Annotated in this window: 9 protein-coding genes; 8 read left to right on the top strand and 1 reads right to left on the bottom strand. The window is 56.6% G+C overall.

What is annotated here, in order from left to right; translation table 11 throughout:
• Positions 1-3153: an efflux RND transporter permease subunit gene (locus WMO23_RS01960; protein ID WP_349173141.1), complete on the top strand. Its 3153-nt coding sequence runs from the start codon at positions 1-3 to the stop codon at positions 3151-3153.
• A gap of 332 nt (positions 3154-3485) precedes the next feature.
• Here the strand turns inward: WMO23_RS01960 and nadE are convergent, their stop codons facing one another.
• Complete coding sequence (nadE, locus tag WMO23_RS01955; protein WP_296818512.1) at positions 3486-5387, bottom strand: NAD(+) synthase; 1902 nt, start codon at positions 5385-5387, stop codon at positions 3486-3488.
• Positions 5388-5549: 162 nt separating this feature from the next.
• On the opposite strand from nadE, the gene WMO23_RS01950 reads away from it, so the two are divergent.
• Genes WMO23_RS01950 through recO form a run of 7 tightly spaced genes read left to right on the top strand, consistent with a single transcriptional unit; the run spans position 5550 to position 12721 of the window.
• Positions 5550-7301, top strand: a complete 1752-nt coding sequence (locus tag WMO23_RS01950; protein ID WP_349173139.1) for a B12-binding domain-containing radical SAM protein — start codon at positions 5550-5552, stop codon at positions 7299-7301.
• Positions 7298-8248, top strand: coding sequence for a tRNA modification radical SAM protein MnmL/YtqA (mnmL, locus tag WMO23_RS01945; RefSeq protein ID WP_020723917.1), 951 nt, complete (start codon positions 7298-7300; stop codon positions 8246-8248). Before WMO23_RS01950 ends, mnmL begins: the two co-directional genes overlap by 4 nt.
• Positions 8249-8262: 14 nt before the next feature.
• Complete coding sequence (locus tag WMO23_RS01940) at positions 8263-9225, top strand: PhoH family protein (RefSeq protein ID WP_370854616.1); 963 nt, start codon at positions 8263-8265, stop codon at positions 9223-9225.
• Between the two features lie 15 nt (positions 9226-9240).
• Positions 9241-9714, top strand: a complete 474-nt coding sequence (gene ybeY / locus WMO23_RS01935) for an rRNA maturation RNase YbeY (RefSeq protein ID WP_020310929.1) — start codon at positions 9241-9243, stop codon at positions 9712-9714.
• Positions 9715-9733: 19 nt separating this feature from the next.
• Positions 9734-10627, top strand: coding sequence for a GTPase Era (gene era / locus WMO23_RS01930; RefSeq protein WP_349173136.1), 894 nt, complete (start codon positions 9734-9736; stop codon positions 10625-10627).
• 11 nt (positions 10628-10638) lie between these two features.
• Positions 10639-11988: a hemolysin family protein gene (locus tag WMO23_RS01925; RefSeq protein ID WP_349173134.1), complete on the top strand. Its 1350-nt coding sequence runs from the start codon at positions 10639-10641 to the stop codon at positions 11986-11988.
• Positions 11978-12721, top strand: a complete 744-nt coding sequence (gene recO / locus WMO23_RS01920; protein WP_020310926.1) for a DNA repair protein RecO — start codon at positions 11978-11980, stop codon at positions 12719-12721. The genes WMO23_RS01925 and recO overlap by 11 nt, the downstream gene beginning before the upstream one ends.
• Positions 12722-12922: the final 201 nt, after the last annotated feature.

Here is a 12922-nt window from a genome sequence, read left to right as displayed (position 1 = left end):
GTGATATCTAAGTTCTTTATCGACCGGCCTATCTTCGCTATCGTCATTTCGCTGATCATTTCCATCTTCGGCCTGTTGTCGATGGCGACTCTGCCGGTTGCCAAGTATCCGCAGGTCACGCCGCCGCAGGTCCGCGTCTCGGCTGCTTATATCGGCGCGAATGCCGAAGTCGTCGGCACGACCGTGGCCAGCGTCATCGAACGCCAGCTTGTCGGTGTCGATAACCTGGTCAATATGGAAAGCTCGACGAACGATAACGGGTCTTACTCCATGACCGTCCAGTTCAAGTCCGGCAGCGATGGTGATATGGACACGGTCAACACTCAGAACCGCGTCAGCCAGGTCCAGTCGACCTTGCCGTCAGAAGTTACCCAGACCGGTGTTACAGTCCAGAAGTCGACGAGTTCCATGGCTATGGTCTTCGCCCTGGTTTCGCCCAATGGCTCTTATGATGCGACGTTCATGAAGAACTATGCTACCCAATACTTCATGGATGAACTGAAATCCGTCCCGGGCATCGGCGACGTCCAGGAATTCGGGTCTGACTATGCCATGCGCATCTGGCTCAACCCGATGAAGATGAATATCTTGAAGATTACACCGACCGATGTCATCTCGGCTATCAGCACTCAGAATAAACAGGCCGCTGTCGGCACCATCGGCTCCCAGCCGTCGCCGAACAACCAGACCTACCAGTATACCCTGCGTACCGACGGCCGCTTGCAGACGGCGGAACAGTTCAAGAACGTCATCGTCCGCACCAATCCCGACGGTACCATGGTCCGCGTCGGCGACATTGCCGATGTCAGCCTGGGATCCAAGGATTATTCCGTTGCCAGTAACCTCAACGGCGGCAAGGCTGCCGGTTTCATGATCAGCCTGACAGCAGACGCCAATGCCATGCAGTCCGTCAGCGGCGCCCGCAAAGTCTTGGAAAAGGCGAAACAGTCGTTCCCATCTGACTTGGATTATAAGATTGTCTACGATAGCACGACCTTCGTTACGGCATCGATCCACGAAGTTATTGAAACCTTCATCGAAGCCCTGCTGCTGGTCGCCCTCATCGTTTACATCTTCCTTCAGAGCGGCCGGTCGACGCTGATCCCGCTCATCGCCGTCCCTGTATCCCTTCTGGGTACCTTTGCCTGCTTCAAGGTCCTCGATTTCTCCATCAACACCCTGACGCTGTTCGCCATGGTCCTGGCCATCGGCCTCCTCGTCGACGACGCCATCGTCGTCATCGAAGCCGTCGAATACGAAATCAAGTACAACGCCCGAAGTCCGCGGGAGGCGACGATCATCGCCATGCAGAACGTACAGAACCCGGTTATCGGTGTTGCCTGCGTCCTGGCCGCCGTCTTCATCCCCGTCGGCTTCATCAGCGGCATGAGCGGTATCCTCTACCGCCAGTTCGCCCTGACCATTGCCGTGTCGGTCCTCATTTCGGCCTTCGTCGCTTTGACCCTGACACCGGCCATGTGTGCGTCGATTTTGAATGTCCACAAACCCAATGACAACCCCAAGGGCATTTACAAGTTCTTCCAGAAATTCAATGATGCCTTCGATAGGCTCATCGCCTGGTATGGCCTGCGCCTGGCTCACTTGCAGCTCCACCTCAAATGGTGCGTGGCCTTCCTGGTCATCATCAGCGCCCTCACGGCAGGCGTCTTTAAAATCATGCCGACAGGCTTTGTCCCGTCGGAAGATAATGCCTTCGTCATGATGAACGTCACCTTGCCCGAAGGCATTTCCCAGACGGAAACGAAACAAGTCAGTGAACAAATCAGCAAATGGCTGGAACAGCAGCCGGGCGTGACCAGTGTCATGAATGTTGTCGGTTTCAGTATCCTGGCCAATGGGCCGAAATCGAATGGGGCTACGTCCTTCATCGGCATGAGTGACTGGGATGAACGTAAAGATAAATCCCTGTCCGTCGACGCCCTGGTCGGCAAGATCATGGGCATGGGCAATCAGATTCCTCAGGCTACGGTCATCGCCATGAACCCGCCGCCGATCGACGGCATGGGCACGTCGTCGGGCTTTACGATGCAGCTGGAAAACCGCGGCAGCCATACGACGGCCGAATTGTCAGCGATGGCACAGAAATTCATCGCCGCTGCCCGGAAGCGGCCGGAAATCGGGTCGGCCTACACGGCCTTTGCTGCCGATACGCCGGGCTATGAGCTCGACATCGACCGCGATAAAGTTGCCAAAGAAGGCGTTTCCCTGAGCGACCTCTATTCGACGCTCCAGTCCTTCTATGGTTCCTATCAGGTCAACGATTTCACCATGTTCGGTCGTAATTTTAAGGTCGTCGTTCAGGCCGCTCCGGAATTCCGTGAAACCATCGATGCCAATAACCACATCTACGTCCGCAACAGTGCCAACCAGCTCGTTTCGGTGGCCAACTTTGTCCGACCGAAAGCCATCGGTTCAGCGTCGATCCTCAACCGTTTCAACGACTATCCGGCCATCAAGATTCAAGGGGCCCCGGCTAATGGCTACAGCTCCGGTGATGCCCTTAAAGCGCTGGAAGAAGTCGCTAAAGACACGCTCAGTGAAGGCTATGCCTATGAATGGAGCGGCATGAGCCGTGAAGAAGTCGAAGCCGGCAACAAGACGGTCTACGTCTTTGCCCTGGCTATCCTCTTCGTCTTCCTCGTCCTGGCCGCCTTGTATGAAAGCTGGAAAGTACCCTTTGCTGTTATGTTCAGTCTGCCGGCAGGCGTCTTCGGGGCTTCGGCCTTTGCCTACCTCCTGAACCAGCAGAATAACCTGTACTTCCAGATTGGCCTGTTGGCCGTCATCGGTCTGGCCGCCAAGAACGCCATCTTGATTATCGAATACGCTAAAGTCCGTGTCGATGAACGCGGTATGGATCCCGTATCGGCTGCTATCGAAGCCGCCAAGATCCGTCTCCGCCCGATCATCATGACGTCCCTGGCCTTCGTCGTCGGTTCCATCCCACTGGCCATGGCCAGCGGCGCCGGCGCCGCATCGCGAGTCGCGATGGGCATCACCGTCGTCTTTGGTACGTCCATTGCGACCATCTTCGGCGTCTTCCTCATCCCCATGATGTTCATCATCGTAGAAACATTCGGACACAAACGAGTCCGTCCTAAACAAACAGTCGGAAGACTGAAAGATATGTAGTATGAAAAAAGGCTTGTCGCATGTGCGACAAGCCTTTTTGAGTATTCAGTTTGTAGTTTTTAGTGAAGGTTTTTAAATTTAAAGCCATCTTCTACAAACTACGAACTCCGTACTACAAACTATAAAGCCAAAGGGACCTCACATGATGGCAGAAGCCTTCGTGCGATAGTCCCTTTTTTTAGTGGTTAGCGGATGGTTAAAAATTTGAAACCATCTTCTACAAACTCTGTACTACAAACTATGTTGAAAGAACAACCTCTCAGTCAGCTGCGCTGACAGCTCCCCTAGCAGGGGAGCCGGGCCACGAGCCACTAGCCACGAGCCACTAACCCCTAATCTCTCGCCAGCAGCCGTTCTTTCATTTCCAGGTAGCGTGTCGTGTAGTACGGTGCCAGCTGGGCTTCGCGCAGGTCGCTGCCGAAGGGGCGGCGGCTGATGGAGAGGATAGGCGGGCTCTGGATGCGCTTGGCGACGGCGAAGCCGGCGATGAGGCGCCACCACCGTTCCAGGTCGTCGATGAAGGCTTTTGCCGTCGGGAAGAGCTGATGGACATCGACGCTGCAGCCGATGTTCTTTTCCAGGGTGCCGTCGATGTACCATTCGAGGATGGTTTCCGGCGTGGCCCGCTGCCAGCGTTCGACGAAGGCGGCGAAGAGGTAGTCGTGATAGGGGTAGATGATCGGGTCGCCCTGGCCCTTGGTGATATCCTGCTTGTCCGACAGTTCGGCGCTGGGGACGATGTCGATGCTGCCCTGGGGCACGACTTCGCGCTGGAAGACCTGGTCATTGAGGTAGCGGGCCAGGTCGTAGACCTGATGCTTCCACAGGTCCGCCGTAGCCGCCAGGTAGCCGGCGCTGTCGCCGTAGAGGGTGGCGTAGCCGACGGACAGTTCGGCCTTGTTGGCATTGCACGTGAAGACGCCGCCAAAGGCTGCCGCCGCTGCGGCCAGGATACGGCTCGACCGGTCGCGGGCCTGGATGTTTTCTTCAATGAAACTGGTCAGTTCCAGATGACCCTTGTCCTGGCCTTTCTGGCTGAGCCCGGCTCCTTCGAACTGGTGCCGCGTCAGTTCCAGGCTGTCCTGGACGGGGACGACCGTGTACAGGCAGCCGATGTTGTCGGCCAGTTCTTTGGCCAGGCTCTTGGTCATGTCCGAGTTGTAGCAGCTGGGCATGTTGACCAGCAGGATGTTTTCCGGCGGCAGTACCGTCGCATAGAGGGCGGCGTTGACGGCCGAGTCGATGCCGCCGGAGACGCCGAGGACGACTTTATGGACGCCGATGGCATCCATGAAGGATTTCAGGCCGTAGTGCAGGCTGGCGTAGATGTCTTCGATGGGAGACTTTTCCGGCTGCAAGTGCGAAGGCGAGACGAAACGCTGGGCCTTTTCATCGAAGTCGACGATGACCATTTCTTCCGTAAAAGGCGTACATTCGACGTGCTGCGAACCGTCTTTCTGGTACGTGCTGCTGGCGCCGTCGAAGGTGTAGATGTTCTTGCCGTTGTTCTGGATACCCGTGCAGTTGACGTAGATGGCCGGGCAGTGGACCTTGTCGATGGCCTGGCCGAAGAGGCGGTGACGCCGCTGGGTCTTGCCCAGGGTGAAGGGCGAGTTGGAAATGTTGATGAACATGTCGATGTCGTACATTTTCCCTAAATAGCTCATGGGCTTGAAAGGATAGTTTTCATCCCAGCTGTCTTCGCAGATGAGCGGCCCCATGCGGAACTTGCGGCCGTCGTCGAAGGGAATCTGGACGGGCGACAGGAAGTCTTCCGGGAAGGCATGGCGTTCCTGGGCGACTTCGATGAGCGACGTGAAGTAGCGGATGTCGCTGAATTCGCGGTAGTTGGGCAGGAGCGTCTTGATGTAGAAGGGGTAGGGCGAGCGGGCCGGCGAAATCCAGCGGCCGTTGTAAGCGATGAACATGGTGTTATACTTCCGCGTCCGGCCGTCGAGGTTGACCCGGTCCGTCTCTTTGGCGACGTTGCCGAAGATGATGGCCATGCCGTCGGACAGGGCCTTGATTTCTTCACCGAAGCGGACGCAGTCGTCGATGTAGTCGGGCTGGTCCCAAATATCACCGATGAGATAGCCCGGAATAGCGAGCTCCGGGAAGACGATGAGGTCGCAGCCGGCTGCTTTGGCCTTGGCGATACATTCTTTCATGACGGCCGTGTTCTGCCGTGGATTGCCAGGGTGGACATTTGTCTGGGCAAGTGCTATTTTAAACAAGGAAAAGCCTCCTTTTTGTAGGGGAAAAACTATGTACTATCTCATCTTATCATAAAAAGGGGCAGGCGAAAAGGCTGTCCCCGGCCAGGGGCGGAAAAGACATGACAGAACGCCGTCCTTGCGGTATACTTAATACATATAAAAATTTAAAGAGAGGCTTTCATGAAAACACTGCTTACCATCTTGAATTCCAAATTCATCCAATCGTCCCTGGCCCTGCGCTGCCTGTCGACGGCGTGTGACCACCAGGGCGTCGCCGTGTCCGTAGCCGAATATACGATCAATCAGAACAGCTATGACATCCTGCGCCACATCGCCTCGTTCGAGGCCGACGTCATCGGCTTTTCCTGCTATATCTGGAATATCGAAATGACCTGTCATCTCATCGACCTGGTGAAACAGGTCTTTCCCCAGACCAAGGTCTTCGTCGGCGGCCCGGAAGTATCCTATACGGCCCGGCAGATACTGGAAGGTTATGAGCATATTGATTACGTCCTCCAAGGTGAAGGGGAAGAGATGGTACCGGCTTTCCTGAAATCCCTGGCAGCCGGCCGCGATGGGACAGAAGTCCCCGGCGTCCTCGGCCGCGTCAGCGGCGTCATCCAGGGCGACGAGACCTTCCAGGAAGTAGAAGACCTGGACAGCCTGCCTTTTCCTTACGAGCATCAGGACTTCCGCGAACTGGACCACCGCATCATGTATTATGAAAGCTCCCGGGGCTGTCCTTTCCACTGCCAGTACTGTCTGTCGGGCATGAACGACCGCGTCCGCTTCCGCTCGGTCCCGCTGGTCCTGAAGGAACTGCAGGCTTTCGTCGATGCCGGCGTCCATCAGGTCAAATTCGTCGACCGCACTTTCAACTGCAGCCCGGCCCATCACCGGCCGCTCATAGCGTACATGATTGCCGTCGATAAGCCCATCAATTTCCACCTGGAAATCGAGCCCGGCGTCCTTACCGATGACGACATCGACCTCCTGGCCCAGGCACCGAAAGGACGGATCCAGCTGGAAATGGGCATCCAGACGACGTATGAGCCGACGCTCCAGGCCATCCACCGTCATAATGACTGGCCGCGCATTACGCATATCATGGAACGCCTTGTCGCCTTGGGGACGATGCATCTCCATTTAGACCTCATCGTCGGCCTGCCTTATGAAGACTACGGCCATCTGCGCCAGTCCTTCAACGATATCTATGCCCTGCACCCCCATAAATTGCAGATCGGTTTCTTGAAGCTCCTCAAGGGCTCCGGCATCCGCCGCGACTATCCTGACGATTACCGGTACGACCCGCAGGGGCCCTATGAAGTCCTGGCGACGACGTGGCTGCCTTATGAAAAAGTCGCCTATATGAAGGTCCTGGAAGACGTCTTCGAGCGGACTTATAATTCCGGGAAATTCACTTATTTCTTCAACTGGCTCGGCCGCCGCTATGCTCCGGATTATATGAAACTCTACGAGGCCTTGACAGACGAGTGGCTCGTCCTGCATAATGACCAAAAGGCCCTGTCCGATGAGTCCTTGTGTCATTTCCTCTGCCACTGCATCGAAGATATCCTGCCCCTGACAGAAGACCAGCAGCGCTTGGCCAAAGACCTGCTGGCCCTGGATATGCTGACCTTTTTCCGCTTCCGCCTCCATCCCGATTTCCTCGGCTGGTGCGAAGCGCCGCGCAGCCAGACCGACGCCATCTTCCGCGACGAAGCCTGGCTCCGCCAATTTGCCAGGGACTATCATTTCACCAACTGGCGCGACATCAAGATGCGCTATCGCATCTGGCCTGCCAGCCCGGCCCTGAAAGGGGAACTGCGCCGCTACGGGCCCGTCCCGGAAGGCGCGGCCTATATGCTGGCTGAAAAAAAGAAAGACCGGGCCGAATGGTGCGCCATCCCGGTCAAAGGAGAACCATCGTGAACGAACGTTACCGCGTCTACTCGACGTATTTAAAAGAAACATATGGCGAAAAAGTCTATAAACTGCCTATCAGCATCCCCGATACCTGTCCCAACCGCGACGGGACCCTGGGCGTCCGGGGCTGTGCCTTCTGCGGTTCCATCGGCGCCGGCTACGAGAACCTGCCGGCGACGGTGACCATTGGCCAGCAGATCGAGCAGAACATGGCTCACATCAAGCCCAAGTACAAGGCCAATAAATTCATCGCCTATTTCCAGAATTTCACCAATACCTACCTGCCGCCAGAGCGTTTCCGGGATTACCTCGCCGCCGCCTGCCAGCCCGATATCGTGGCCCTGGCCGTAGCGACCCGGCCGGACTGTCTCAACGAGACCTATCTCGATATCATGGCTGACGTCAAAGAAAGGTACGGCGTCGATATCCTCGTCGAACTGGGCCTGCAGACGGTCAACTATAAGACCTTGGCCAAGATCAACCGCGGCCATACCGTTGCCGAATACATCGACGCCATGGTCATGCTCCGGGAGTATCCTTTCCGGACCTGTACGCATGTCATCCTCGACCTGCCCTGGGACACCATGGAAGACACCGTCGAGACAGCCAAGATCATTGCCGCCCTCGGCTCTGACGAAGTCAAGCTCCACGCCCTGTACATCATTAAGAACACGGCCATGGCCGAATGGTATGCCCAGGGAAAGATCAAGCTCTGGACCTGCGAAGAGTACGTCCGCCGCGTCGTGGCCTTCCTCGAATACAGCCGGCCCGATACGGTCTTCCAGCGTCTCATCGGCCGGGCGCCGAAAGAAGCGACGGACTTCGCCAACTGGGGCATGGGATGGTGGCGCATCCGCGATATGATCGATGAAGAACTGGAAAAACGCGGCACCTGCCAGGGAGCCCGCTGTGACTACCTGCACGGCAAGGCCGTCCGTAAATTCATGAAATAAAGGAGTATCTCACTTTGGTAGAAAAGAAACTGCAATTTTCCGATTTGCGTGAAGCCCGGGCCGTCCTGGGCATGAAAGACGAATTCCTCAAGACGATGCAGCGCGAATTCCCGGACTGCCGCATTGCCGTCCGCGGCGATACGGCCATGATCGTCGGCAGCGAAGAGGATGTGGCCTATGTGACCGAAGTCTTCCGCGTCCTGCGCTACTTGTTCCGGGAAAATACCTATCTGACGACGCAGCACGTCCGCTATTCGGCCAGACTCATCAAAGAAGGCCAATCGGAGGCCCTGCACAACCTCTATGAAGATACGGTCGGCATTTCTGCCCGGGGCCGTCTCATCAAGCCCAAGACGCTGGGCCAGAAACGCTACGTCGATTCCATCCGCAAGAACCTGGTCACCTTCGGCATCGGTCCGGCCGGGACGGGCAAGACCTACCTGGCCGTAGCCCTGGCGGCTTTTTATCTCAAGAACCGCGAAGTCGAACGGATCATCCTGACCCGGCCGGCTGTCGAAGCCGGGGAAAAACTGGGCTTCCTGCCCGGTGACCTGCAGGAAAAGATCGACCCGTACCTGCGCCCGCTCTACGACGCCCTGGCCGACATGTTCGGCTATGACCAGTTCCAGAAGATGATCGACCGCAACATCATCGAAGTGGCGCCACTGGCCTACATGCGCGGCCGGACCCTGGAAGAATCGTTCATCATCCTCGACGAAGCCCAGAACACGACGCGGGAACAGATGAAGATGTTCCTCACCCGTATGGGCAACCACTCGCGGGTCGTCGTCAACGGCGATGCGACCCAGATCGACCTCGTCGACCGGCGCATGTCGGGCCTGACGGAAGCCGAAAAGATACTCAAAGACGTCCGCGGCGTCGGCATGGTCTACTTCAGCGATGAAGACGTCGTCCGTCACGATATGGTAGGCCGCATCATCAGGGCCTACGAAACTTATTATCATCACGATCACTAGATTGGGGGAATTGCCATGAATATCAACATCAATTACGAAGATCCGTCGTTCCAGCACGATGAATATGAAAAAGTCATCGACCGCGTCTGTGAAGAAGCCGCCCTGGTCTACGACCTGGGGCCGAAGGCTGAAATCAGCATCCTTCTGTGCCATAACGACTATATCCATACATTGAACAAACAGTACCGCAACATCGACCGGCCGACGGACGTCCTGTCCTTTGCCCTCAACGAAGGGGAGGAAGACGGCTATGACGGTCCCGATACGGCCCTCTTGGGGGATATCATCATTTCTCTGGAAAAAGTCCAGGAACAGGCCGACGAATACGGTCATTCCTTTGAACGGGAACTGGCCTATCTGACCATCCACGGCATGCTGCATATCCTCGGCTATGACCACATGGAACCGGACGATAAAGCAGAAATGCGCAAAGAAGAAGAATTCATTTTACAGCGCCTGGGCTATGTCCGCGAAGGCGAAGAATTATAAGGGAGGAATTACGATATCTATGGAATCATTTAAATCGGGTTTCGTCGCCGTCGTCGGCCGCCCGAATGTTGGCAAGTCGACACTCATCAACCGCATCATCAAGCATAAAGTCTCGATCGTCTCCGATAAGGCACAGACGACGCGCAACCGCATCCTCTGCATCCATACGGACGACGAATGTCAGATCGTCTTCCTCGACACGCCGGGCATCCACAAGCCGAAACATAAGCTGGGGGAATTCATGGATGAAGCGGCCTATCAGTCCCTGCGCGACATCGACGCCGTCCTGTTCCTCATCTCGGGCAATGAAAAGAAGGGCCCTGGCGACCTCTTCGTCCTGGATAAGCTGAAAGACGTCGGCGTTCCGGTCTTCTTGATCATCAACAAAGTCGACCTCATGACGAAAGAAGAGATACTGCACAAGATTACGGAATATGCCGAACTCTATCCTTTCGCCCAGGTCATCCCCATTTCCGCCCTGAAAGGGGACAACGTCGATGCCGTCGTCGACGAACTGCGCAAGATCCTGCCGGAAGGGCCCAAGTATTTCCCTGACGACATGATCACGGACCAGCCGGAACGCCTTTTGGTCGCTGAAATCGTCAGGGAAAAGCTCTTCCGCTGTACCCGCGATGAAGTGCCCCATGCCATCGCCGTCTATGTCGAAGAAATGAAGGACCGCGGTCACAATAAGGTCTATATCCGGGTCACGGTCTATGTCGAACGGGATTCGCAGAAGCGCATCGTCATCGGCAAGAACGGCACGGTCCTCAAAGAAGTAGGCAACCTGGCCCGCCAGGAAATCGAAAACATCCTCGGTTCTTCGGTTTACCTCGACATCTGGGTCAAAGTCAAGCGGGACTGGCGCAATAAGTCGGGCGCCCTCAGCGAATTGGGCTATAAGAACGAGTAGGGGGCTGCATGATGGAAGTACAATCAATCGTCCAATGTCTGCTCGTCTTTCTCATCTGTTTGGCCGTCAGCGCCATCTGCGTCACCGGTAAATTCGCCTTTGCCCAGCTGCGCCGGGAATACCTGGAAGAACTCGTCCGCGACGGCGATACGTCGCTGAAACCGCTCTTGTCCCTCTACGACAAGCCCATCGTCTTTCTGGGGACGGCCCAGCTCGGCATGGCCTTGTCCGGCCTCATCGCCGGCGCTGCCGGATTCTGCGGCCTCTATGGCCTCTACGGCCTGCTGGCTCCGTATATCGGCTATACGTGGCTCATCTGGCTCATCGAAATCTGCGCCGGTATCGTCCTCTGCTTCATCCTCTGGGTCTTTGGCGAGCTCATCCCCAAGTCCATCGGCCTCCAGCGCCCGGAAAAGAGCCTCAAGGCCCTGCGCCGCTTCATCCAGCCCTGGAGCCGGCCCTTCATGCCCTTCATCCTCTTCGGGAACTGGCTGGGCCGGGCCATCCTGGCAGACCGCAACCTCGATGTGACCAATGAAATCGATATGGACCATTCGGAAGATGAAATCCGCATGCTGGTTACGGCCAGCCACAAGGAAGGGAAAATCGACCAGGTCGAAAGCGAACTCATCGGCAACGTCTTCGATTTCGCCGACCGCCTGGCCAAGGAAATCATGGTGCCCCGCCAGGACATCGTCTGCCTCTATACGGAAGATACGATGAACCAGCATTTGCAGACCATCCGCCAGTCGCGGCATACGCGCTATCCCCTCTGTGAAGACGATAAGGACCACGTCCTGGGCCTGGTCCACATCAAGGACATCATGGACCTCTATATCCACAAGCGCAGCAACTTGAACCTCATCAAGCGGCCGATCCTCATGGTCCCGGAAATCATGCCGGCATCGAAGCTCCTCCAGCTCATGCGCATGCGCCGGACCTACCTGGCCATGGTCGTTGATGAATACGGCAGCACCGTCGGCCTCATCGGCCTGGAAGACATCCTGGAAGAACTGGTCGGCACGATCCAGAACGAACACACCCAGGAAAAAGAAGAAATCCAGCCCCTGCCTGACGGCGCCTATGAATTTGCCGGGACAGTCCTTCTCGACGACGTCGAAGAGCTGCTGCACATCCCCGTCGAAGACGATGTCGATACCGATACCATCGGCGGCTACGTCTTCAATGCCCTGGGCCATACGCCGAAAGTCCACGACGAAGTCACTATCGGCGCCTACTGCTTTACAGTCCTGGAAATGCAGCGCTTCCGCATCGTCCGCCTGAAAGCCGTACCCCTGCCGGGAGCGGCTGCCCCTGGGGAAGACAGCGGGGATGAAGAAGATAAGACTCATGAATCGTAGCGGCTACTATGGCCGCAAACCGTCGCGGTCCTATGAAGGCATCATCCTCACCGTCCGCAAGACCAGTGCCAAACAGCTCGTCGTCACGGTCCTGACCCGGCAGGCCGGCATCCTCCACGTCCTGGCCCGCCGCAGCACTCAGGGCAAGATGGGCTACGGCGCCTTGACGCCTCTGGCCGAGATGACCTTTGACGTCTTTGAAAAAGACGGCGTCTACACGCTGACGGAATACGACTGCCGCAGCAACCAGCGCCTCCGCGAGCTGACTTGGGACGGCTATATCTATTCGCAGATCTTCGTCGAAATGGTCCTCTTCATGGCCGGCGGCGGAGCCGATGAAGTCCTGTACGATCTGGTCCGCCTCTATAGCCGGGCCATCGAACTCAAGGACATCCGCATCGTCACCATCATCGCCGGCTGGCAGCTCATGGCCCTGACAGGCTTCCTGCCGGACATCGACACGGCCCGCGTCTTCTGTCAGGGCCAGGGCTACTGCCGGCAGCCCGTCTATTACATCGACGATGAAAGGCCGGAAAACATGAAAGAACTGCCTCTGACGCCGTCTGTACGCCAGACCTGGAAGACCCTGGTCCACTATCCCTGGGGAACCCAAGAAACCGTGAACCTGCGCATGGCCGACCTGAAATTCCTGGAAGCCCTGCTCTACAACTACGTCAACCAGTGCAGCGAACGCCAGATGAAGACACCGGAATTATTAGTGGCTCGTGGCTAGTGGTTCGTGGCTCGCGGATCGCGGATCGTAGGGGCGGCCCACCTGGCTCTCTTGATAGGAGAGCTGTCAGCAAAGCTGACTGAGAGGTTGCTCTTTTAAATAGTTCGTGTTTCGTAGGGGTCGCCACGTGGGCGACCCGTTAGGGATTTGTGTGATTCTTCTAGCAGACTGGTCGGGAAATCGTACATATTTCAGAGCGGG

Origin of the sequence: Megasphaera intestinihominis (assembly GCF_040096415.1) — a bacterium.
GTDB lineage: Bacteria > Bacillota > Negativicutes > Veillonellales > Megasphaeraceae > Megasphaera > Megasphaera intestinihominis.
Note: the sequence above shows the minus strand (reverse complement) of the source record. Positions and strands in the feature narration are given on the sequence as shown.